General features: G+C 65.0%; 14 protein-coding genes and 4 pseudogenes. 7 read left to right on the forward strand and 11 right to left on the reverse strand.

Features of this window, described 5'->3' with window-relative positions:
- Positions 1–420: 420 nt before the first annotated feature.
- Together AC0KTA_RS41320 and AC0KTA_RS41325 are read left to right on the forward strand one after the other, a co-directional pair.
- Positions 421–1008: a DUF4360 domain-containing protein gene (locus tag AC0KTA_RS41320; RefSeq protein WP_481057088.1), complete on the forward strand. Its 588-nt coding sequence runs from the start codon at positions 421–423 to the stop codon at positions 1006–1008.
- A gap of 349 nt (positions 1009–1357) precedes the next feature.
- Positions 1358–1519: pseudogene (locus AC0KTA_RS41325) on the forward strand (IS5/IS1182 family transposase); the annotation flags it as partial.
- Between the two features lie 1707 nt (positions 1520–3226).
- On the opposite strand, the gene AC0KTA_RS41330 reads toward AC0KTA_RS41325, so the two are convergent.
- Positions 3227–3649, reverse strand: coding sequence for a hypothetical protein (locus AC0KTA_RS41330; RefSeq protein ID WP_481057089.1), 423 nt, complete (start codon positions 3647–3649; stop codon positions 3227–3229).
- Between the two features lie 955 nt (positions 3650–4604).
- On the opposite strand from AC0KTA_RS41330, the gene AC0KTA_RS41335 reads away from it, so the two are divergent.
- Together AC0KTA_RS41335 and folE are read left to right on the forward strand one after the other, a co-directional pair.
- Complete coding sequence (locus tag AC0KTA_RS41335) at positions 4605–5384, forward strand: pyrimidine reductase family protein (protein ID WP_481057090.1); 780 nt, start codon at positions 4605–4607, stop codon at positions 5382–5384.
- 86 nt (positions 5385–5470) lie between these two features.
- Positions 5471–6028, forward strand: coding sequence for a GTP cyclohydrolase I (folE, locus tag AC0KTA_RS41340; RefSeq protein ID WP_481057210.1), 558 nt, complete (start codon positions 5471–5473; stop codon positions 6026–6028).
- Between the two features lie 1196 nt (positions 6029–7224).
- Here folE and AC0KTA_RS41345 read toward each other — a convergent pair.
- From AC0KTA_RS41345 to AC0KTA_RS41355, 3 genes and pseudogenes are all read right to left on the reverse strand, one after another.
- Positions 7225–7544: pseudogene (locus tag AC0KTA_RS41345) on the reverse strand (ISAzo13-like element transposase-related protein); the annotation flags it as partial.
- A 640-nt stretch (positions 7545–8184) separates the two neighbouring features.
- The gene (locus AC0KTA_RS41350) at positions 8185–8571 is read right to left on the reverse strand and encodes an SSI family serine proteinase inhibitor (protein ID WP_481057091.1); all 387 of its coding nucleotides are present in this window, start codon (positions 8569–8571) and stop codon (positions 8185–8187) included.
- A 245-nt stretch (positions 8572–8816) separates the two neighbouring features.
- Positions 8817–10055, reverse strand: coding sequence for an IS110 family RNA-guided transposase (locus AC0KTA_RS41355; RefSeq protein ID WP_481057092.1), 1239 nt, complete (start codon positions 10053–10055; stop codon positions 8817–8819).
- Positions 10056–10796: 741 nt separating this feature from the next.
- On the opposite strand from AC0KTA_RS41355, the pseudogene AC0KTA_RS41360 reads away from it, so the two are divergent.
- Both AC0KTA_RS41360 and AC0KTA_RS41365 read left to right on the forward strand, forming a co-directional pair.
- Positions 10797–11484: pseudogene (locus AC0KTA_RS41360) on the forward strand (transposase); the annotation flags it as partial.
- 1125 nt (positions 11485–12609) lie between these two features.
- Positions 12610–12933 (forward strand): STAS domain-containing protein, encoded by a 324-nt coding sequence (locus AC0KTA_RS41365; protein ID WP_481057093.1) that lies wholly within the window; start codon positions 12610–12612, stop codon positions 12931–12933.
- 130 nt (positions 12934–13063) lie between these two features.
- Here AC0KTA_RS41365 and AC0KTA_RS41370 read toward each other — a convergent pair whose 3' ends face one another.
- The 5 genes from AC0KTA_RS41370 to melC1 form a co-directional block, all read right to left on the reverse strand.
- Positions 13064–13621, reverse strand: a complete 558-nt coding sequence (locus AC0KTA_RS41370) for a hypothetical protein (RefSeq protein WP_481057094.1) — start codon at positions 13619–13621, stop codon at positions 13064–13066.
- Between the two features lie 1377 nt (positions 13622–14998).
- A complete protein-coding gene (locus AC0KTA_RS41375) occupies positions 14999–15904 on the reverse strand; it encodes a ParA family protein (RefSeq protein WP_481057095.1) in 906 nt (301 codons plus the stop codon).
- Positions 15901–17199, reverse strand: coding sequence for a ParB/RepB/Spo0J family partition protein (locus AC0KTA_RS41380; protein WP_481057211.1), 1299 nt, complete (start codon positions 17197–17199; stop codon positions 15901–15903). Before AC0KTA_RS41380 ends, AC0KTA_RS41375 begins: the two co-directional genes overlap by 4 nt.
- Before the next feature lie 1085 nt (positions 17200–18284).
- On the reverse strand, positions 18285–19112 hold the full coding sequence (gene melC2, locus AC0KTA_RS41385) for a tyrosinase MelC2 (protein ID WP_481057096.1): 828 nt from the start codon (positions 19110–19112) through the stop codon (positions 18285–18287).
- Positions 19113–19129: 17 nt separating this feature from the next.
- Complete coding sequence (gene melC1 / locus AC0KTA_RS41390) at positions 19130–19564, reverse strand: apotyrosinase chaperone MelC1 (protein ID WP_481057097.1); 435 nt, start codon at positions 19562–19564, stop codon at positions 19130–19132.
- A 412-nt stretch (positions 19565–19976) separates the two neighbouring features.
- Here melC1 and AC0KTA_RS41395 point away from each other — a divergent pair, with 412 nt between their 5' ends.
- On the forward strand, positions 19977–20105 hold the full coding sequence (locus AC0KTA_RS41395) for a hypothetical protein (protein WP_481057098.1): 129 nt from the start codon (positions 19977–19979) through the stop codon (positions 20103–20105).
- 416 nt (positions 20106–20521) lie between these two features.
- On the opposite strand, the pseudogene AC0KTA_RS41400 reads toward AC0KTA_RS41395, so the two are convergent.
- Together AC0KTA_RS41400 and AC0KTA_RS41405 are read right to left on the reverse strand one after the other, a co-directional pair.
- A pseudogene (locus AC0KTA_RS41400) lies at positions 20522–20763 on the reverse strand (fic family toxin-antitoxin system, toxin component); the annotation flags it as partial.
- Between the two features lie 902 nt (positions 20764–21665).
- Positions 21666–22100 carry a hypothetical protein gene (locus AC0KTA_RS41405; protein WP_481057099.1) on the reverse strand — a complete coding sequence of 145 codons (435 nt, stop codon included), beginning with the start codon at positions 22098–22100 and terminating at the stop codon, positions 21666–21668.
- Between the last annotated feature and the right edge of the window lie 2113 nt (positions 22101–24213).

The following is a 24213-nucleotide window of genomic DNA, read 5'->3' on the forward strand; positions in this document are numbered from 1 at the left end:
TTGTGTGCCTGTCTGGGAACAGGACGGGACCGGGATGTGCGAGAGCGTTTGCCTGTCGGTCTCGCCTATCACGATGGAGCGGCGGGCGGGTGCTGCGGAGCGCGCCCGCCGTGAGGTGGGCTGGGTAATATCCCGTCGGTGAACGCCGCGCAACCCCAGCTCACTAGGTGAAATGCGAATTAACCATCGGCGATGGAATTTCAGCCACTCGGAGGCTGGGGGTTGACTAGTGATCCCTCCACTTGATTGGCTCCGCTATGCCCTACTCGTTCACATGGGAGAGAATGCTTCCGGCAGGATGTGGACGTCGCTCATCGAGCCGGATTAGGGCATTACCATGGCCGATCAATTGAAAGGTGACCTACTTTGAGTAAGGCATGTCTGCCAGGAGCGGTCGCGATCCTCCTCTCTCTTGCTTCGATGAGTCCCGCTCAGGCCTCATCATCGGGTGATATACCGCCTGACGGGATTGTCTTTGACATCGCTTCAGTGAACGGCAGCGGCTGTCCCCCTGGGAGTTCGGCCATCGTGCTGTCCCCGGACAGAACCGCCCTTACTGTGACCTATAGCCAGTACACAGCTATGGCCGGTGGCAGTTCAAGCCCTACGGACTTCAGAAAAAACTGCCAGCTGAATTTGCGAGTGCACGTACCGCAAGGGCATACCTATGCGATCGCGTCTGCCGACTACCGCGGGTTTGCGCATCTTGAGCCTGGTGCGTCTGGCGTTCAGAAGGCCAGCTATTATTTCCAGGGATCTCCGCAGACCACCCAGGCGGAGCACAATTTCCGGGGGCCGTATGATGACAGCTGGCAGGCGAGTGATACCACTGGTGTCGCATCGCTGGTCTGGGCACCTTGCGGAGAGAAGAGAAACTTCAATATCAATACCGAAATTCGCGTCAATAAAGGAACATCAAATCCCGCGTTGACGAGTTTCATGGCCATGGACTCCACCGATGTCAGTGTCAGCACGGTATACAGACTGGCCTGGAAGCGTTGCCCATAACTCCGGCAGGCTGCAGGGCTTCGGCGTAGTCACATGATTTCCGGTTCGTGATGGTCTGCCGGCTCGGCAGGGTCCCGTCAAGGTGGCAGGCACGGTTGCAAGGATCATGGAGCTCTAGACGCCCCGTGACCGGCCTGGAAGACCGTGCCTGCCGGCGCATCATCGTCGATCCTGCCTGCCCTTGACCAACTCCGTGAGCATGCCGATGAGGTCCCGCGCCTGCCGGGGCGGCTGGCCGAGGTGCTTCACCCGCGAGATCTGCGCGATGTGCGGCATGCCCCGCAACGAGGCTCCGGTTGGAGTAGGTGACCGTCCAAGTCACCCTGCTGAACCGGAGCCTCGACGTGCCGGCGTGTCAAAGTCGGCGGCCGACCGCATCACCCGACCGCCTCGGGCCGTCGCTCGCGCTCCCTCCCGCGAGCGGTTCCGCAAGGACACGGCCCTGATCGTGGGCACCCTGGCCCCCCGCGACTACACAGTCACCGAGCAGTCGAAGAACCACCACTTTTCAGCCGTCGCCGACACCACCCGCCCTCGACACGCCCCGGAACGGCACCCGCCGACCGGGGCGCCACTGTGTCCGGGGGACGCATGAGGACGCTGAGGAGGCGGAGGGGGGACGCACCTGCCAGCGTGCGGCGTCCCCACCGGGCCCCGCCCACGTCGCAGCAACGCATGCCCCGCGCGCCATGGAGGACGAAGGGGACGCTTCCCACTCCCTCCCCCCCCAGTCCTGAGCAGAGAAGGAAAGGAGGGGGGCAGAGGGGACGCCGGTAACAACTTCCCCACCGGCCTCCGGCCGCGAGGGGAAGTGGCACGACGCGACCGGTCGCGCCTCGCGCCCGGGCGTGCGCGAATAGTTGCAGCCCTCTGACAGAGGAACCGGTTCCGCCCCGCCCCGCGCGCGTGGGGAACGATCCGTCGCCCGCGCGACCGGTCGAACCCCACCCACGCGCGCGAGTCAGTTGCGCGTCGCTCTCGGCGGATCGGTCGCCGTCGAGAACACCTTCCTGATGATCAAGTGGCCCGGCCGCAACTTCCCTGTGCCCTGGCACCATTCCGAGGTTGGACGACGTCGCGCAGGGCGATGACGACAGGCAGGCGTTCAAGGACTGGGCTGAGCGGCAGGGGTGCATCATCGTCGAGTGCGGCCTGCACAACGAATCCCAGAGTGGGAGCGAGCCTGCGGAGGCGCCCGGCGCGGCTTCCGGGCCAGTTCTGGACGTGGAGAGTACGTTCTTGACGGTCAAACGGGCTCTGGACCTGCCAGACCCGTGCGACTCCCGGTGCTGCGGGAGAGGCGCACTCGCGGGCTTGGCGAGTCGGCATACAAACATCTGCGTGACCGGGCATGGCAAACACGCTGCCTGGCGTGCCTCTACAACTGCGCCGTTGGCGCCCTGGCCACCTCACCGGGCACCGGTCGGCACGAGCGTGAACCAGAAGGCGGGAGGGAAAGGGCATATGACGTTGCATCAAATCCACGCAGGGCCGGAGTGGGTGCGTGCGGCCCGCTCGGTGCACGGGATGGAGCCCTCGTCGGCCGGAACGACAACCACCGAGGTACCGCCTGCTGACCAGCACACCGATATGCCTCGTCAAAAGCGCGCCCCGGTTGTGTACGTCCCCGCGATCAGCCACCCAGCCGAGGGACATTCACGTACCGCAAAACGGCAGGGCCTGCGCTACGCCCACGAACTTCTACGACCTGTCGATGGACGGAGCGATCCCGAGGGCGAGAATGAGGCCCCGGACGGGCAGATCTGGGGAGGCTCCCGATCGCAGGTCGCGAGGCGGCCTGCCGCGTCGCGGTAATAGTTCTGCGCGACGATCTGTCGCAGAGCCTGGACACGAGGGCCGAACACACGGCCCACCCCGTGTCGGTGGAGGTGCTCCAGCAGCCGGATGGAGTCATTGCCGGTGGTGTTGATCCTGGTCTTGGGCCGGTTGGGTTCTTGCTCGGGTGGGCCGGACGGCCGTAGCGGTGTCCCCACTCCTCGTCGACCAGGCCGGCAGCAGGATGTGGGCGGTGGTGGTCCGACACCGGGAATGCCATCGAGCCTCTCGACGAGCGAGGGCCCGGGGCGTGTGTGTTCCTCCGGCCCCGGCAGGTCCTGAACAGCGGCGGTGATCTGCTCGTCCAGTCGCGCGATCTGCCCGGTGAGGTGGTCGACCTGTTGAGCAGTGTCGGGCAGAGGAAGCTGTGGTGGTCCTCGAACTACCCGGTCAGAGCGTCGGCCAGAGCGGTCTTGTTGCGGACCAGATTGCCGCGGGCCAGATCGGCGAGGACGCGAGGGCTGCGTTCGCCGGCGATGAGGGCGGCGAGCATGTCCCGGCCGGAGGCGCCGAACAGGTCGGTGAGCTTGGCCAGCCTGACCGTATCCAGCTTGTCCGTCGGCTTCCAGTACACGCCGGTGGCCTCCATCACCACCCGGGTGACACCCCGGCAGACCAGACGATCCCCCAGTTCCAGAAGCGCGGTAGTGGTCGACGGGACGTTCCACACCTCCTGTACTCGACGCCCCGTCCGGGTCCCATGGGGCAGGCACATACACACCATCCCCGACGCCTTCGCGACATCAATCGCCGCGACCCTCTCCACCAAGTCCTCTGCTGTGCCGAGCTCTTGTGTCTCCGGCATTGTCCTCACCTCGCTTCCACTTGGATGCCGACCAGTCGGCGGCTGCCCGTGGAGCGGTAGGGGACATCGAAACGCTGAACGGCGTGCTCAATGCAACAGTGCACGGCCCCTTAGGCCATCTCCGGCGTCAGACTGTGGTGCGGGATCCACCCCCAAGGTGCTACCGACGTCGACGGACAGCCGCCGACCCAATTTTCGCGCCGGGGCAAGGCGTCACACAGAGATACGCAAACTGTGGTGGAAGCCGCGATCGTCCAGCCAAGGCGTGAAGTCGGCCCGGACCGCGGTCCAGGCCTTGCGGCCGGGCCGTTTCTCCGGACCGCTTCCCGCACCCGCCGTGCGCCTCTCAACGCAATGGGCGCTCCACGAGTCCCATGAAACTTATGAGGGTTGTCTTCAAGCCCTGCACCACGTCCGCGACACCACCTTCACCGAGCACACCTCACAAGTACGCACCGGCAACGCGCCCCGCGCGATGGCCACCTGGCGCAACCCCCGCCATCGGAGCCCTCCGAACAGCCGGAACGAAGAACACCGCACCCCCCACCACCGCACCCCCACCACCCCCTCACACTCCTTAGCCTCAGATGATCACAAACCGGACGACACACAACCACGCCGGAGCCCTGGCGTGCCTGCTGATCATGCTGCCGCACCGAAAGACTCCAAGACCCCGACAGAGTCAAGCTAGGGGACCACTGTCCGAGAATTTCGGGGCGACTCACATCTCACATGTCCCGCCGAGGTGACAACACCCCCGAAACGATTATCGCTAAACCTGATCATTCCGGACCCAACGACATCCACTCAACCTGACAGTGCCTGCCGGATGTTTACCGGGATCCGGCTTGGAAAATATGCCTCGTGAGTGCCGAACCGGCTTCGTGCCAGTCCACTTACATGAGTGTTCCCTTTTTTGCCGCCGGTGATTCTGTAGATCGGGGAGGTCGATTCGATGAAGAGGTTATTTCCCGAGCATTCCCTGTCGATGGACGGGGCGAAGCTGGAAGAAGTTTATGACTACCCGAAGCATCTTCAGCATTGTTGGGTGCAGGTAAATTTCGTGTCCAGCATAGACGGAGCAGCCACTGCAGACGGATATTCTGGTTGCCTCTCTAGCCCGGCTGATCGCAACATCCTGGCACTGGCCAGAGACCTGGCGGACGTTATTGTGGCAGGGATTACCACTGCCATCGTTGGCGAATACCAGAAGATCCGGGTGGATCCGACACGGAGAGAAAGGTTGGGTCTGTCACCCCAGCCGCCGATTGCTATGATCACCAATAGTTGTTCTCTGGGCCCTGGCTCGCCTCAAATTGTGGATGCACCCGTGACGCCCATTGTGATCACCTGCCGCAACGCCCCATCAATGGCGCAAAGAGACCTAATCGCCGCCGGCGTAGATCTGGTGGTGGTTGGAGAAGAGGCGGTCGATTTACACAGTGCGCTCAGGGCACTGGAAGAACGAGGTATGAAGAGAGTCGACTGTGAAGGTGGGCCCACTCTATTCGGTTCGTTGATCAACGAAGACCTGGTAGATGCGCTGTGCCTCACCCTGGCGCCATTCATCGTCGGAGGTAACGATGGGAGGATATCCGCCCACCAGATGTCGGCACAGCTACGGCCTATGTCACTGGATTCGGTACTGGAAGCGGAAGGATCGCTCTTTGTGAAGTATCGACGCCAGCGTCGGGCTAACTCATCACCTGATGTCCAGCTCACGGAGGGAATGTGATGAGCGTTCTGGGCACCGACAGCTGCGTAGACGACCTCGAATTACCGCAGGCCCTAAATGTGGCACCCGCTCCTGTCTACCGGGACATGGAAGCGGCCACGAGAGCGGCCCACGCCTTACTTGCGGCACTTGGAGTGGGACTCGACTCGGAATCCCTCAAGGACACGCCCCAGCGCCTTGCCAAGGCGCTTTCCGAGCTGCTGACACCGCGCGGATTCAACGCCACAACATTTCCAAATGATGAAGGCTACCGTCAGCTCGTCATACAGTGTGGCATTCCGTTTCGGTCTGTTTGCGAACATCATATGCTCGCATTCACAGGCGTCGCACACGTCGGTTATCTGCCCGGTGACCGGATCTTGGGCCTTTCTAAGCTGGCCCGGTTGGTGGAGCACTTCGCCTGTCGCCCACAGGTTCAAGAGCGCATGACCCAGCAGATCGCGGACTGGCTCCAAGAGACACTCTCTCCGCAAGGAGTGGGAGTGGTCGTCACCGCCCAGCACTCGTGCATTTCTCTGCGCGGAGCTCTAGTGCACGGATCACATACGGTCACCTCCGCTCTGCATGGGCTGCTATTGGAGAGTGTCAACGCACGGCAGGAGTTCATGACACTCATCGGGATGTGCCGCGGAGACAGCCAGTGATCTATGACGACCTGTCTACCCTCGGAATCGGGTCCGCAGTCGGCCGTCTGATGACAACTGAGGATGCGGTCATGGCACCCGCTCAGACGACGAACTGGCCCACGGGACCGCCACTTCCTCTGCCGCCGCCAACATCAGCCCATATCCTCGGCGGCTACTTCTGCGCCCGCCACACGCTGCAATAGCAAAACAGACAGTTCTGTCTCCGCTCAACCGGCGCTTCCTGGCGCTCGTACCGGCCTTCCTCCGCATCGTCACACCCTCGTGACCAGCACATATTAGGTCGCCCTCTCCACAGCTCACCAACCGCCAAAACAGTTACCGAAGATCTGAGTCTGAAATAATGACTTCGGAAAGCTGAGGGATTATCGAAAACTTCTACATCAATCGAGTGTAGAACGTCAGATTCGCGAGCCCATTTGGGTTCCCCTTTGCAGGATTGAGTACTAGAAAGGAGCGCTTAGGTTAGCCTGGAGCTCAGGGTAACAAGCGATCGAGAGGAATCCTAAATGAGGTCTCAACGTCACATCCAAGGCGCCCTTGTGGCATCTCTAGCAGCGGCACTTGTTGGGTCTGCGGGAGCCGTAACCAGTGTGTCATCCACACCAATGGATACCGATCGGACTCTGATGACTTGTACGTATAAATCACAGGCGACGGCTAAATCACAGACGACGGACGACTCATCGGCGGTGGAGGATCATCCTCAGGATCTCACCATTGTTGGAATCTCCACTCCTGGAAGCTGTACTACGAAAGGCTTTACGGCGCCTTCCGGAATTGAGGTGCCTCGTCCCATTAAGTCCGACGAATACTCTGCCCATAGTTACAGTGCGGTAGAGTACAGTGATATCGTATGCGATGGTACGTCGACAGGTTCAGGCACCGTCACTAACGTCATCAATGCCCCGGGATTGCAAGGGGAAAATGTGAAGGTAGAGTACCCTCCGGGCTCAATCACGCTGAAAAGCAAAGATGGAAAGTACACGGTTTCGGGAGAGGGGTCCATTAAGGAAGGCTCCCCCCTAGAGGGAATGACGGTCCGATCCACGGTTGATGGTCTTATCTCTGGCTGTGAGAGCCCCTTTAATCATGGCGCCGTTCTTGACTACACGGTAACAGAGGAATTCTCTAACCCGCCTAAGTGAGATTTGATTTTGTGGTCAGCGGGGGTAGCCGGACGGGCTGAACCTCTGTTGGCCGTCGTCAAGGAAGGCTGCGGCGGTGGCATTGTGGGTGAACCGGGCATCCCGCCCGGACACCCGATGTCTTCCACGGCCTTGGCGGTTCCCTGCCTGCAGGCCGTATCCCAGGGCGTGCAGCAGGCGTCCGACAGTCGCGGCGCTGACCGGGTGACGTTGAGCGGTCAGCGCCGAACGCAGAGACAGAGCCTGGCCCAGCGTAACGGCGAGACAGGATCACCCAGGGTGTGTGGCTTGATCAGCGCCTCCAGCGCGGGCAGCAGACCGGGGCGGTGACCGTCAGCGGCTCGCGGCCGGCCCTTAGCAGTACCCCGTTAGGTCTTCTCGTTCGGCCTGTTCAGAGGCATGTTGGATGTGCGGATGCGAAGCAACTCGGGGGCCTGCAGGCCGGCTTGGCGGAGCTCGGGCACCGGGAGAAGTGGCTGCTCGCCTTGGACATCCTCGACTCGCAGAGCGTCAAAGGAGCCGAGACCGTGGGCAGGGCGACCCGCGGCTACGATCCAGGGAAGAAGCTCGACGAGCGCAAGCGCCACCTGCCGTGGACACTCGCAGCTTGCCGTCGGCCGTCATGTTCACCCCCGCCTCGCCCCACGACAGCGTCCCAGCCCGTGACCTGCTCTTCCGCCTCTGCCTGGCCCACCCCGAAATCACCCTGGCCTGGGGCGACTCACACGACGGACCGCTCATCGACTTTGCCCACTCCCTCGACGTCACGGTGAAGACCGTGCACCACTCCAAAGATCAAATCGGGTCGTCCTGTTGCCCAAGACGTGTGGTGGAAGGGGCGATTAACTGGTTCATGAGGGCCAGAAGAAACGTACGGAACTACGACTCCCGGAGCACAGCGAGGCTCACCTCAACTGGACCATCATCACCCGCATGACCAGACGGCTGACCAAACCGGTGAAGCAACGGCCTCCGGCCCCAGCGCGGCCGCCTGCCGACCCGGCGCCTCTAAGCGTCGGCGCTGCACTTGTTGTCGTAGGTGCGGGCGAAACCGACGGGCTTGCCCTTCCAGGTGCCGTGCGCGACGACGGTGACCGGGCTGGACTCCGACGTACAGCTACGTGAGGACGGCTTCAGCTTGGAGAGGTCACCGTCTGCGTGGAACAACTCGCGGCACGCCGCGTACGGGTGGGGGTGGGTACTGCCGTGCATAGGGAAGCAGCGGAGCTGGGAGGTGGAAGCCACCTCACCGGTGGAGTTCATGCCCTCGTGGACGGTGATGGTCAGCTTGCCCGTGGGCTGAGGTGGACCAGCAGCGGCCGTCACGGTACCACACGGCAGGAGAGCGACAACAGCGGCGGCGACCAAGGCGGTCCGCAGGGCACAGGTGGACATCAGCAGCTCCTTGAGCCTGGTGAAGAGAGCAAAGCCAGGGCCCAGGAGTAGTGGACACAGCGTGCCATGTTTCTGATTGTCGCTCACCGGCGGCGTGTCGCGGAGTGGAGTGGACGGCCAAGGCCTGGTGACCACGCTTCTGCCAGCTCTTCCCAGAGAATCCGCTCAAGCCTGCCGGGCGATCAATCCCGGGTTCTCGCACAGCTGATACGAAAATTCTTCGTTGGCAAACATCGCCTGGCAGCTCAGGCCGCTTCGACGGGTTGGAGGCTGACCTGGTAGCCGAGCTGGTTGAGCTGGCTGACCAGCCGTCGGGTGGCGCGGGTCTTGCCGGTGCGTTCCAGGAAGTAGTCGCCGCCGAGGTCGGCGAGGGGGACGTCGTGGGTGAGCATGTGCCAGATGGCGATGAGGATCGAGTGCTCCAGGGCGACGACCGCGCGGTGTTTGCCGCGGCGGGCGACCAGGCGTCGGTAGCGGGCCGCGAGGTAGGTGTTCTTGGTGCGGGCAGCGGCCATGGCGCCTTGGCCGACGGCGGCCTTCAGCCAGGGATCGCCGTGCTGGGTCCGTCCGGTGGGCTGGCGGCCGGCGGACTCGTGGTTGCCCGGACAGCCCCCGGCCCAGGAGACAAGGTGTTCCGCTGAGGGGAAGCGGGAGATGTCCGCACCGATCTCGGCCAGGACCACCTCGGCGAGACGGGTGCTGACGCCGGGAATGGTGACCCGGAGCTCGACGCTGCGTCGCACCGGCTTGATCGCGACCCCGATACGCGCACTCAGCCGGATCTCCATGGCCGTGGCGGCGTCGATCCGGTCCAGCATGGCCCGGGCGAGGAAGGCGTGGTGGTCCCCGAAACAGCCGGTCAGGGCCTCGAACAGCACGGGGATCTTCAACCGCAGGCGGCGTTTGGCCAGTTCGGCGAGCACACGCGGATCACGTTCTCCGCCGATCATCGCCTCCAGCATGGCCCGGCCGGAGACGCCCAGGATGTCGGTGACCACGCTGGACAGCTTGATCCCGGCGTCTTCGAGGAGCTTCTCCAGCCGCTGGGCCTCGCGGGTGCGCTCGCGGATCACCTCGGTGCGATACCGGGTCAGGTCGCGTAGCTGCCGAATCGGCTCCGGCGGCACGAAGGAGGGGCGGACCAGCCCGTGCTCGACGAGCTTGGCGATCCACTCGGAGCCCCTCACGTCCGTCTTGCGGCCCGGGACCGCCTTCATGTGGCGGGCGTTGAGCAGCCAGCACTCCATGTCGTTCTCGAGCAGGTCGAAGATGGGCTTCCAGTAGATGCCTGTCGCCTCCATCCCCACCAGGGTGACGCCCTCGACGAGCAGCCAGTCCCGCATGGCCAGCAGGCCGGAGGTCATCGAGGTGAAGGTGCGCACCTCGGTGCGGCGCCGCTTGCCGGAACCGGGCACGCGGATACAGACCTTGACATCGACCTTGCTGATGTCGATCCCCGCGCACCGCTCGTAGACCACATCCACTCTTCCGGCACCTCCTCCGGCCGTTCGCCCCGAGCACGGCTGCCCGGGGGAGATCCGGAAGGCGAAAGATCCTGATACTCGTGCTCGAAGCAACACTTCCGGGTGCCTGTCGAGTGATCTCCAGTGTCTTGCTGATCCACGGGCTCGGACACGCCAAGGCTGAACGACGTCAACCAGACGGCCGCAGGCCCATTTTCGCGCCCTCTGGACGGCACGAGACCCGCTCTACCGATCAGGGCTCAGGGCCGCTGGTATCTGTGTGGGGCTTGATTCGTACCGTCCCTTCAATGCCCATTAGGGCAGCCGGGCGAGTGACGCCTCAACGTAGATCGATGCGTGGTCCAGTGCCTGAGGTGGTGGCGGTCTCGTGGGCGCCGGGCGGATGCCTAATTCACAGTCGGCAGAACGATGCCCTTCAGAAGATCGGCGGCGTTCGGCGCCCTCGTGGACGCCACCGGCTGGAGCCAGGAACAACTCGCCGAGGGCACACTCCTCATCACAGAGACGGGCAGCACGAGCCAGGCAGGCGCACCGAGTTCGGGCCGCACGAGGGCTCGCCGGAACTATGGGACTGGCGCGGCGACTTGCCCGGAGGAGCCCTGCTCTTCGCGAATCTTCTTCAGGTTCACCCTCAGGAGTCCTGGTTCAGCCGCCAGCGGCAACGTCGCGGGTGGCCTTCCAGTCAGGAGGGGGACAGGGAGTGCACCAGCTCGATCCACAGCAGTTGCCCAGGTGAGGTGCCTGCTGGACGCGGTCCGCCTCGGCCCCGACGACGATGTTGCCGAGGTCACCGCCCGGCAGGTCCGCCGCGTCGTGAACAACTTGATCTGCCAAGGCCAGTGGGAGGACGGCGACCTGGACATCCTGGTCGTCTTCGACGCTGGCTACGACGCCCCACGCATGACTTACCTCCTCGACGGCCTCCCGGTGGAGCTGCTGGGACGGATGCGTTCGTGCCGGGTGATGCGCAAGCCTGTCCCAAGTGCTGTGGACCTCGCCGCCCGAGGGCGGCCGACCCCCCGAAGCACAGCAAGGAGTTCCGCTTCGCCAGGACCGACACCTGGGGCGAGCCGGACGCCGAGATGGTGCAGGTCACCGACCGCTACGGCGCCGCGACCGCGATGGCCTGGGACCGTATCTACCCCCGGCTCACCTCCCGCAGTACGTGGATAGACCACGACGGCGAACTCCCCGTCATCGAGGGCACCCTGATCCGTCTCCAGGTCGACCACCTGCTTAGCGGCCAGGACCCGCTGCCCATCTGGCTGTGGTCCTCCAGGACTGGCATGACCGGCCAGGACGTCGACCTGCGCTGGCAGGCGTTCTTGAGGCGCTTCGACCTGGAACACACAAGACCACCCTCGGGTGGAACCGCCTCAAGGTGCGCAGTCCCGAGGCCGCGGACCGCTGGACGTGGCTGGTGATCGCCCAATGCCGCGAAGTCAAGGGCCCGGAGGCGGTGTCAAGAGGAGCGTGAACTGCTGCGGGCCTCTGCTATCCAGGGAGCGACCAAGATCTTCCCGAAAGCAGAGGCCCTATGGTCCAGTCTGTCATGGGCGACACCAGCGATGTATTCGCTCCCGGTCATCTCGGTGAGCTAGCGCAGCGCGCCTACCTGGCACTGCGTCAAACACTCCTCAAGGGCCGCGTCCTGCGCCCGAAGGATCCGGCCGGACTCACCCAGGAAGTATGGGTACTGCTCACCCTCTACCAGGCATTGCGGTCCGTCATGGTCACCGCCGTGGAGACCGGGCCTGACACCGACCCGGACCGCGCTGCCTTCATCATCGCCCTGGAGGCCGCCCGCGACACCGTCGCCCTCACCGCCCACCCGACAGCCCCCCGGACACGACGCCCAGGCGGACCTGGTCGGTCGCATCGGCACCCGTCTCCCGCCCGCCTTGCTCCCCAAACGCCGCCCGCGGACCTCCGCACCCATCGCGAAGCGCGGAATCTCGCGCTACCACACCTGGAACCGCGATCAACGCCTCCGCGGCAGCACTCCTACCGCTGCCATCGACATCACAGTCCAGGCACCCGCTCTCCCGACCGCACAGCATCCGGCGCGGAAGGCATCCAGCCCCTGGGACCGGCTCTGCCAGATCCTTGCCGCGCACGCCAACCAACCCATGCACACCCACGACCTCGCGACCACATGGGCTTACGGCATCCCAATCCCGCAAGAACCTCCTTCTCAACTCTGCCTCTGGACCCGCCACAGCCTGCTAACCCACACCGCGCCGAATACGTACAAGATCACCCTGCCCGACACATTCACACCGCCTCCGGGCCCTTAACTTCGCGGCATTGAGCGATCGCCGCCCACACCCAGCTCCGCCTCACCCCGCGAGGCCGCAGCCGATCTCCGCCACCCTTGGGAGAAGCCAGCCACACCCACCCGGCTCACCCCGGCTCGGGCCCGACGGGGACGTTGACGGAGAAGGTCGAGGCCATCCGCACAGTCCATCCGCCTCGCTCCCGCTGTCCTGCGCTGACCCCATAGAGGCCGTCACCACAACTGTCAGACCGCCTGCGCGCAGAGCACCATACGCACATGGAATTCTTGACGATTCGCCAGGCCTCTCCCCAGGGCGCCGGGTTCCTCACCTTCGTACTCGCCGGCGAGCTGGAAATCGTCAACATCGACAAGCTCAGCGACGCCGCTGTCCACGCCTTCGCACGTCGTCAGCGCCACCTATTGCTCGATCTCACCGATATCACCCGATGCGACAACGGCAGCCTCTACACCATCCTCGGTATCCGGCATGCCGCCAACCACATCGGCGGCAGCCTCGCCATCACCGCAGTGAGCCCACCCGTCCGCATCGCCCTCCACCGGACCGGGCTGCACGAACTCCTGCCCGTCACACCACGCTGATACCTCCCCCGACACACCGTGTCTCATGGAGCGTCACCAATCACCGGACATGACACAGCTAGCCGCCCGCGACCACGCCGTGTTGTGGCTTCGCACCACGGCCAGGACCCGGACGGGACGTCCTTTGAGGCTACGAGGCGATGTCGACCAGCACCCATACCTGCCGCCCGCTGTCTGTCATTTCGGTGCCGCAGCTTGAGGCACCGAGGTCGCGGAGCGTGGGCAGCACATCAGTGTCCAGCTCGCCGGGCGGGGCAGGCTGGTGGCTGAACGCCAGGATGAGGGCTTGGGCGTCGTGTTCGGCCAGGTGCACGCTGACGCGGTGGCGGCCGTCGTTGATGACCGTCCTCACCAGAAGGGACACCATCTCCTCGAGCGCTTTGGGCGCCGTGAAGCCCCACGTCCTGAGCCGCCCGGCGACGTGCCCGGCTGCTCTCCTCGGCATCGAGGCTTCGGCCTCCAGCATCCAGGCGGCGCCGCGCCGGTTCTTCATGACCGGGATGCCGGCGCGACCGACGCGCTGTGTCGCCGGCAGGCCGCGCAGGAGCTCGTGGGCGGGCGCGTCCGGCGGAGGAGGAGGGCTGGGCAGCCGCTTCGACGGCGGCGGACTCTTGGGCGGGTAGTTCGGCCTCGGCTTGATCGCCTCGGGTTTGGTGTTCGGCTTCTCCATGGCACCCTTCTTGGTCAATCACCCATCGTAGGGGTTCCTTCACCTGGGGTGAGCCCTTCGGCGGAGTGCTGAGAGTCGTCGCTCTGCGCTGCTTGTCAACGCTGGGCGCTCGGTGCGTTCTGGAGCGCAGGGCTGTGCACCTCGTTGCTGGGGGCTGCGCGGTGTGGTGGCCGCGCGCCGGCATCTGCGCCGGTCGGGGCACCGACGGCGACACTTGATTTTGGGTATGGCCCGGGCGAATCGGACCCACTCTTCTTCCGTGGTGCGATTCACGATCACCGCGCCGCCCCGCGAACGCGGCCTACCTGGCTGATGCAGGCGGGCCAGCACGTTGTACACGGCCGCGTCCATCGCCACAGACTTCCCCACCCCCAGCTCACCGATCTGAGCCATGCAGGCGGACGCGTTTTCACGCCGACTGCGGGCGGGGTCGAACGAACAGGACCGGACGGGCACACCGCCGGACGCCAGCTGCAACCCGAACAGCCCGCCGGGCCGCGCTCACCCCCAACGCGCTACCGCACCAGGGCATCGACATCGCCAAGTCCCGCGACAGCAGGTACCGCACGTAGCCGACCAAGACGCGAGGGCTGCGACAGCCGGGCAGCGCGGCGCTCAGCCGGGTCACCACGCGCATCGTCGGCGCTGCCAGGCACCGGCTGTGGTGCCTGCTCGGGCTGCGGCTTCGGAGCCGGAGATCGCTGAGGTGTGGTGCCAGGCGATGGCACGGCCTCGGTCACGAGAGGGCGTCGGCATCGATCGCACCCAGGACCAGCTCGAGCAACTCCAGGCCTGCACTACGCACTTCGGCCTCACCGATAAGACCGGCGTAGGTCAACGCGGCCGCCGTGGCGGCGGCACGGACCTCTCCTGCCTCGGCACCCGGGTGGTGGGCCTGGAGGGCGGTCTGTCAGGCCCTCGGAGGCGGCCAGATCTTCGGTGCGCTCTTCGTGATTCGCGGCCAGTTCGACGCAGACGTAACGCAGCATGTCCAGGGCCGGTTGGCGGTGGGCCGGCAGGGCCGGGTGTGGACGTGGCCGGAGGCCACTTCGAAGAGGCCGGCCACCGTCAGGGAGGCAACGTTGGTGAAGGAGCGGCCCCCGTACGGGCGGACCTGGCCGCGGACCATCCGCACGGCGGCGGGGGCGCAGGGCCCATGGCGAATGCAGTGCGCATGCTGGCGAGGACGTCTGGGGGGCGGCTGTAGAGCGTTCCGGAGGAACCCCGATGCTCGCCGCCCTTCCCGTAGGTGTCGTGTTTCCTAGATCGCCAGCGCTCTTCGACCGAGTTCGTTTGAGACGACGGCTCGGCTCGTTCGGACAGACAGGCTTGCAGAACGGATGGAGCCCGAACCCGTGAATCCGGGCCCCACCGTTTCCAATGAAAACGCCGTTGCTACGACGGCTGACGTTCCGTGAAGCCCAGCGCTGTCACGACCTTGCGATAGTCCACGGCCGGATATGAGTTCGGCAGAAGAATCGGCAGCGGGCAGGTGTCCTCGTACATCTTCTTCGCATCGGCGGAGTAGCGGACGAGCGGCAGGAGGATCTCACCGTGGTGCGCGTGAGCGGCCTGGGTGGCGCGCCTGGCCGGCGCTTCTCTATAGCTGGGCGTCGGCGTGCCTGTGAGGAGCAGGTGGTTCATGGACGGGCGCCCAGGTACAGATCGCTTGTTCCGGTTCTTGTCACGGATGCCCGCGAGCTCCATATCCAGCGCGGGGATGAGGTTTACGTCCTTGGGGTCGGCGCGCACAGAGGGGATGACGAAGTCATCTTCGTCAAGCATGCGCGCAACGGAATACACCATCTTCCCGTAGGCGGCTGGGAAGTCGAGGTGCCAGACCTCGTCGTCGCCAGTGTAGGAGTGAAGCATCTCCATGAACCAGTCGTTCCTGTCTGGGTCCAGTGCGATCAGAGTGTCTGTGCCGGACAGATCAGGGTGACTCGGGATGAGCCGCAGGTTGGGGATGGGTTCGTAGATGTTGTTGCCGTCATCGTCCGTGCCGACCCAGTATCGGGCGGGGAGCACGACCTCATCGAAGGTGGCCTTGCCCTCGATGAGGTCGATGACAGTCTTGTAGCCCTCCAGGTCCTCTGGGGTGTATCCGAGCACCTTGCTTCCGGACTGGTTAGCGTCCAGGTCCAGGAATGTGTTCGAGTAGCCGCGCAAGGCCATGGTCACGGCCAGCGAGGTGCTGGACGTCGTCTTCGTGGAGCCGCCGCAGGCGATCAGGTAGGCGAACAGCAGGGGCCAGTTCCGCCCGCGGGGACGGAAGCGTGTGTCGGTTGTCTTGGCGCTCATCGTCCGCCTCCACCGGTCAGTAGACCCATTTCCTTTTGCTCCCACTCGGTCTCGGAGACGTATTTGGCGTACTCCTGCAGAAACCGCACGTGGCCGATCTCTCGAGCGCTCCAGGACTGACGGCGGGCGGCAGTGCGGAGCTCACACGTAGCAAGGGCGCAGGCGAAGGCAGCGAGCCGACGGAGCTCTTCGTCATCTGACTCGGTGACAGCGTTGAAGTAGCCGCCAGCGCTCGATTCCTCCAGCTTCTGTCGGTTGACACGGCGGAGCCAGACGAGAGCACGCTGCTGAGCCGGACCTTGCTGGGGCGGAGTAAGCGTGGCGGCTGTATGCACCCGGATCAGCATCTCCGTGGAGGCGGGGTCTGAAAGGTCGACGTGCTCAACGAGGTACTGGCAGGCCACCTCGCGGTCGGCCGCTGCGGTTGCCCGGTCCTTCTCGAACTGGTCCGGTTCGGGCTTGGAGTCTTCCTTCTGCCGCTGCCGCGGCGGCGCTGCTCCGCCGTTTTCATTGGAAACGGTGGGCCTCGGGGGAGCCGTGGATGAGGAGCTGCTCTTGGCGTCGTCGCTCACTCGTTGCCGGGCGAGGACTTGCGATTGAGCTGCCGCAGCCAGCATCCCGTCCTTGATCAGGGCCACCGCGTCCCGCTGGTCCTGCGGGTCAGAGAACGTAAGCAGCTTCTCCGCCGCGCTGACCCCCAGCTTGCCCTCGTGCAGCTCCCGCAGAATGTCGGCGTCAAGCTGTAGAAGACGGACCCGCTTCCACACTGTCCCTTTGGAGATCGAGCCCTCGACGGTCTCCCCGACCTTCTCGGCGATCCGCTCGTAGGAGAGTCCGTCGGCCCGCAGCGCCTGATAATGCTCGGCCTCTTCGAGGACGCTGAGCTGTGCTCGGCGCAGGTTTTCGATCAGGGTGATGAGCCGCGCTTCCTCGACCTTGTCATCGCGTAGGACACTCGGGATCGTTGGCAACTCGAGCAACTTATACGCCCGCCAGCGATGCTCTCCGAAGAGGATCACGTTCTCGGTCGTGATCTTGTTTCGGGTTTCCGGGTAATGCTTGAGCCACACATCAGCCCGGATGTGGGCGATGCTCTGGAGCAGACCCACTTCCTTGATCGTGCCAGCGAGCTCAGCGACGCCCTTCATCTTCCGCTTGTTGTACGGGTTGGGGCACAGACTCTCCAGGGGGAGCTGGAACTCATCACCACTGCGCACCTTGTCCCCATACAGAGCGGACCGGGCACTGGGCTTCGTCTCGACAGGCTTCGTGCTGTTTCGCGCGGGCCTCTTCATGTTCACCGCTCCAGGGGACGTGGATTCTTACGCCTCGAGAGACTAGCGTTTCCATCCGTAACTGGACTTTCGTCCCTACGGATTCGCAGGCATTACGCCGCGGTAGGGCGGTGAGTCGGCCGTGTCGCGCGGCGGCGATGCGCCGGTGCAGCGTGACGGCGGGGATGATGGTTCAGCCCGTCAACGGCGCGGCGGCAGCGGTCAACAGCAGACGCGCTGCCTGAACCGAGCCTATACGTGCAGGGTAAGGCCCATACTGGGAGTGCCCTCCCGTCTGGAACGGGATGGGTTGCCCCGGGACGGCCGACAGAAACGGGCAGATGACGGCCGTCCCGGGGCGTAGCTATAGCTCGATGTCATCCTCATGACGTCGATCGTCTCCATACAGGTGCCGATCGCGTCTTCGTCGAGCTGCGACCGGCAAGGGAAGCAACTACGCTCGCCGCCGAGCTGGGGCCGAACGGCCAGAACCAGCAGGACGGCGGCGTCCAGGGCGAGAGCGGCCATCGAGCCGCACGCCTCGGCCGCGAGTGGCTAGGTTCGGGTCGGCGACGGACGCTCGACCATCCACCGTTTCGGAAGGGGGTAAATCCCCTGGTCTGGGGGTGCGTTGGACGGTTTCCATGTCGATGCCGAGGGCGGCGGCGTGTTCGACGAGCACTCCTTGGCCTCCTACTGGATCCGGCGAGCCGGCCTCCGCACGATCGTCTCCAGCCGGGTGCGGGGCTGCGTCGTCATGACGTCCACATCCCCTCCCAGGGCAGACAACCGCAGCGGCCGCCGAGACCGGTCCGTACACCCAGCCGCTGCAGACGGCCGCGGAATCCCTGGGACGGGACCGGCCCAGCTGTGTAGGCGATCCGGCGCTCTACCCCAACACGGCCGCGCCAACCAGCAAAGGGCGGCACATTCCTGGCCGCCGCCCCGACTTCCCGTCCCAGACCGCGTTGAGCGGCGGCTGGCTCGCCGCCTGAGGCGAGGCCAGAAGCCGTTGCCTCCGAGGCCGGAGGGGCCCTGGCTCGCGTTCGCGTCGGTTGTGGCGCGGTACGGTCAGCGGGGCCAGCCCACTTGGCGGGCACAAAGGCTCAGGCGGCCGTGTCGTAGGTGTAGTACCGGGTGTGGTCGAGCATGGCCGCGGGGGTGACGTTGTTCCAGGGGCGCATCGTGTCGTGGAGGTCGACGACGTTGGGGGTGCGGGAGGCGGGCAGGTAGGGCGAGTTGGGGTGGCGGGACTGCCACTGGGTCCACAGTTTGTCTATGTAGGCGTGGTGGAGCCAGAAGACGGGGTCGTTGGGCGAGGCGCCGGTGGCCATGTGTCCGCCGACCCAGACGTGGACGCGGTTGTGGAGGTTGACGCCGCGCCAGCCTTCGAGGTGGTTGCGGAAGCTGTCGGAGGCGCTGTTCCAGGGCGGTGCGTCGTAGGTGGGCATGGCGAGGACGGAGGCGACCTCGGCCTTGGTGGGCAGTTGGTACCCGTTCGTGCCCAGGCTGCGGCGCAGGAAGTCGCGGCCGTCGACACGTATGTTGATGCGCCAGCCGTTGGTGGCGGCGGCGAAGGCGCCGTCGGTGACCTGGCCGTCGCGGCTGCGTCCGGTGCCGCCGAGGAAGTCGGGGGCCCACAGGGAGGAGGCGGGAGTGCGGTCGGTGGTCCAGTCCCAGTAGGGGAGCGTGACGGACCGGTCGACGGACTGCAGCGCCTGCTCGAACTGTATGAGGAAGCGGCGGTGCCAGGGCAGGAAGGACGGCGAGCGGTGACCGACGCGGTCGCCGTTGTCGGTGTCGCTCATGATGAAGTCGTTGTGCGTGCTGACGAAGGAGTCGTAGCGGCCGTCGCGCTTGAGGGCGAGCAGTGCGTTGACGAAGCGCCGCTTTTCGCCGGCGGTGAGCTGGGCTTGGTTCTTGCGTACGGCCATGGCGGTGGTGCTCCGGATCAGACGGCGGACGGGGACGGGGCGAGCGGGACGAGGAGGGCACCCTGGAGGGCGGTGACGGCGGCGCGGGCGAGGGCGCGCGGGGAGGTCCGGGGCTCGTAGTGGTTGATGACGCTGATCCAGGTGCCGTCGGCATTGCGCATGATGTGCAGCTCGTCGCCGTCGATGCGGACGGAGTAGCCGCCGCCGTGGCCCCCGTGGTGTCCTCCGTGGCCCGAGACAGGTCCACCCTGGATGCGGCGGCCGAGGTACACCTCGTCGAAGGAGCCGGGCACGCTGCCTGGCCGGTTCTGGGTCTGCGGCGCGGCGACCGCGGCGGATTTGTGGCCCGCACCGTCGACGGTGAGACCGGTGGCGGCGCTCGCGGCGGCGGCGCTCGCGGCGGCGGCGCTCGCCGCGGCGCCGATGGCCCGGCGCCGAGTGAGTCCGGACATGTGTGAACCCCCAAGTGAACGTGGTGGAGAGGCAGTTCCGGTGGTCGGCCGGACTGCTGAGGCCATACGTACAGGAGGCAGGCGTGAGGTCGTAATCAGCAGGAGGGGTTGCCCAGAATTACGGACAACTATGTATAAATAGTGCAGACTTTAACGAATCTGATCTTGCTGTGGTGCGCGTACTGGCGGCTCGGCAGCAACAGATTCTGCGCCGCCAGTGAGGGTGGCGTGAAGGATCTTCACATTTAGTGAATGGATTGTGCCCCGGCTCACAGCAGGAAGCCGTCCGAAAACACACACCATGCCGCCGTGCTGCTGGATATCCCGGAGCAGGGCAGAGGCGTTGGTACAGCTGTCCAGCCCCCGGTGGTGCAGGTAGCGACGGTTGTCAGCGAGAACGCTCGGCCGGCGGATGGCTCGTGCTGAGGAGGTCCTCGACGTCGGCGGCCTTGGCGAAGCGGACTACGGTTTCGCGGCTGAGCTGGAGTTCGCGGGCGACGACGCACAGGCTGTCGCCGCGTCTGATCCGTTTGTGGACTAGCTGGCACTGCTCACGGGTCCGGACGATGAGCAACTCGGGTCGGCATTGAGCATCGAGCTCGCCTGCTCCGCATTGGTAGGGGGATCTGCCAGAGGCACACGCAGGTCGGCGCCGGGGCGGCTGACGATGTGTTCCACGGCTTCGGCGTGGTCGGTGAAGGCGGTGCGAATGAATTGCCAGGTGCGGCCGTTGGACGGGCTAGTGGGCGCACGGATCTCGGCCAGCTAGCTGCGGGGGAGAATCTAGACCTGGCAGGTGTCGTGGGGATTCTGGTGAACCTCCCCGGTGCCGCCGCGGGCAGGGCTGCCTGCGGTAGGGACCGAGGAGTCCAGGCGCAGAAGACCAAGGACCCCGGTGATCGGCTGACGTACGTCTTCGCGGTGCTGCGCTGTCCGTCGTGTACGCCGTCCTGGCGGTCAGGGGATGGTCCAGTCGGACAGTTGGCGGGCGATGCTCCCAGGGCGGCGTCGCGCACGAGCGCGAGGGCCGCCTTTGGCGGGTAGTCGAACTGCCGCCCGTTGAGGGCCAGGTAGGTCCCGGTGGCGTGCCACGCAAAGGCCTCGTTCGAGCGCTCCAGGCACGGCAACTGCGCCAGGGTCTGCAGCAGCGCGGCAGCCCTGAGAGTCAGGGAGCCATAGACATCGACCTCCATCGCCCGCCCCGCCCCGTGTTCTTCGGCAAGTACGGCTCAAGTCGGGCCCACTCCCGACCCGACAGATCACCTCGCCCCACGCTGGCCGGAACGACACCAGCGCGGCTCGGTTACTCGACCCGTCGGACACTCCTTAGCGGCTGGGCTACCGCTTGCGGCCCCGGCCGGTCGGGTTGGGGGGGCGAGCGTGGTGGGGTAGAGCCGTTCGGCGCCAGGCGGCCCGGCCAGTTCGGCGACGCCGCGTGCGATGGTTGCGGTGCTGACACCGGAGGCCGCCACCATGGCGATGCCACCATGGCCGATCGCGTTGACAGCCGACGACGGCGCTCATCAAGGTGCGGCAGGAACTGATCGAACTCTGGTGGCAGATTCGTGTCGGCTGTCCGCCACGGACCCGCGCCTGGACCGTGTGGCGCCCCGCCTGGGCGGCGCGGAGCGCCATCCTCCGGAGGGAAGCCTTCCGGCAACCTGGACCCAGCCGGTCACGGACACCGCACTAGAGACGCCGCAGTTTGTGCCCGGAAGCGCATCGTGTGCCGGCCTCCAATCTGTGAGTTCACACGAAATGCGCGACTTCGTGTCGCACCGATCAACGCCCACTGCGCGTCCGACAAGTCGCTCGGATACGGCTCTTGTTCCATGACTGCATCTCAGCATGTGCATGATCATCAGCGAACCTGTGCGGCGATCAGTACTTCGAACGAGCGATCGCGAACCAAGAGAGAAGGGACTTAACGTCCTCTGATACCTCACGGTTGGCACGTTGAGGTTGAGCGTTTGGGCGACCGGTCCGATCGCGGGGCTCCCGCTTCCCTGTTGTGCGTCGAACCGGCCGCCTGAGTGCCTGGCTCGGCCGTGGGCGAGTATGGTCACCTACGGCTCCGAGCCACGTACGGCCTCTCTGCTGATCAGACGGTCTGGAACCGCCAGTTCACCCAGTCAGCACGTGGGTCGGGGGACTTGAACTTGAAGGTGGTGGGCGAGCCGTAGCAGGAGCGGGCCTTCTTTGCGCCGACCCAGGTGCCCTGCTTGTACCAGTCGAAGCGTATTTCTACGCACCTGTTGTAGTAGCGCTCGTGGTACGTGTCGGCGATCCAGCCCTCGACGTGGGCGGGCTGCCAGCAATAGCTCCCCGACGTGGATCCCCAATAGGGCCTGTGGTCCCAGGTTCCGTTGCAGTAGGACGGCGAGCTGTTCTGCGGTGCCTGCGCGGAACCCGCATAGCTCGGCTCCGCCTGCGCGGAACCCGTGGTGTCCGACGCCGCCTGCGCGGTAACCGACGCCGCGCCTGTGGCCATCAGGGTGGCCGCACACACTGTTGCGAGTCTGAGTCTGTGTCTCATCAAACTGACCTCCATTGCTCGGAGTTGGGCCATGGATGTTCGTTTGGTGCGCGAGACATCACAGCACGTGATTTCGAATCCGCCCCAGCCCTCTATCCAGTCAACCGTGATCAGCTGTTGACGACGGCTCAATGCCAGCCTGATCGAACCGTGCCGACACACCAGGGGTGCACCCCAGCTCAGACGTGGGCACCGACAGCTATGTTCGGGTTCTGAGAACGGTGTGTAATCACCCCGTTGTGCTCACATGCTTCACCAACACCCCGGCCAGGTGCGGTAACACCACCTGCGACAACTCCTCACCCGGCGGCGGGCGCACGCGCCACCGTAACGGTGCGCAACCGGCAGGCTGGTCTCATGCACATGCTGGCCGCGCCACGGCTCAAGCGACGCCGATTGGCCTGGTCCTGGCCGAGATGGCCGTCTTATGGCGCTTCCCGCGGCCTGAGCTGCACGACTTTCGTGGCTTGTAACAGCGTTGAGCGAGCGTAGTGGGATGAAAATACTCCGATCTCTTGGCTCTCAAGGGTCAATTTTTTCTGTCAACTATCCTGATTACAGGAAGGTTGTGCGTTAAAGATGGCAGGCGCAGGATGGCGCCACGCTCCGCCGCGTTAGCGATCGTCGCGGCTGTGGCGTTGTCCGCAGTGGCAGCCATGCCGTCAGCCAGCGCACAAGAACCGGCCAAACACGCTGAGCGAGAGCGCCGTAGCTGCGGCTGGCGCTGACGCCCACACACAGAGGACAGACACCTGGCACCACCAAGCACTGGGCCACCGTGATTACCGGCGGGTCGCGGTGGACGGCAAGGGCCACCCGATCTCCGCACAGCAGGGAAAGGGCCGCGGACAGATCCCCATTGCGATCAGCCGGAGTGCGGGCCACACCCATGCGATACCGCTTATGCGCAACGGCTGGTCTGCTAGGGCAAGGTCGACCGGAGCTTGTTCGACCTCACGCTTCTCAGCCGCGCCGAGAACGGCAAGGCCAATGCCACCAGGCTGCAGTTGATCGTCGACTACAAGAGCGGCAGCAAGGACGCTTAACCGGCACCCGCCCGCACGCTCTAATCAGAGGCTTCACCAGCCCAGCTCGAAGAAGGTGTAACGGACCTCACGGCTCGGCAACCTCACCCGGGGACACCGGAGTGCTTAAGGAATTAGGAAGACGTGGATGCTCATGCTCTGCGTCGGCAGGGATGGACGATCTCGTCGATCGCCCGGCAATCTGGGCCGTGACCGCCAGACGATCCGGCACTACCTGAACAGCAAGCGTGTGCCGGGTGAGAGGCGGCAGGCTCCGGACGTGTTTGTGCCGTTCCTGGAGTACTGCCTGCAGCGACTCGCTGATGATCCGCACTTGTAGGCGACGACGCTGTTCGACGAGGTCTGCGAACTCGACTATGAGGGCGGGTACTCGACGTTCACCCGGGCTCTGCGCCCGTATTGAGTGCGACCGCACTGCGAACCATGCCGGGGATCGCGAGAGCGCGGTGATCGCCCACCCGCCGGGCCAGGAGATCCAGTCCGACTGGCTGGAGCTGCCAACACCGCCTGAGGAGTGGGTGTTGGCGAGCATGCCCATCTGCTACTCGGGGCCCTGACGCATTCCGGCCGGTGACGGGCTCAGCTTGCGGAGAGCGGAAAGTAGCAGGGCAGACGAGGGGCCCATCAGACGCACCCAGTACACATTCCGCTTGCGTGTGTCGTCCTCTGTGACCTCGGCTCCGACTACTACGACACCCGCATCGACCCGAACGCCGCAAACGCAAACAACATCCGTCAACTCGAAGCCCTCGGCTTCACCCACCCGTCGGCGCCTCGCCCACGGCCTGATGACGCGTGCCTTTCGGCCCTTCCAATCTCGGATGAGACGACCGTAGCGCGGTCAAATGCGGGAGCAGATAGGGCAGTTCGACAACACACAAGGGGAGGACAACCGGACCAGGTGCTCGCCCTCCGTCCCCGCGCCGACAACCAACACCGGGCTTACTATCTTTGCTGTCGAGGATACTTCCCCACGTTGTCCAGTTGAGGGGCATCCTCTTCGGGCGGCGTGATCCTCGTCTGGGGATCGCTGGAGAGACCGGTCGTGCACCTGCCTCATATGGCGA

The sequence above is a fragment of the Streptomyces sp. Y309 genome (genome assembly GCF_056712025.1).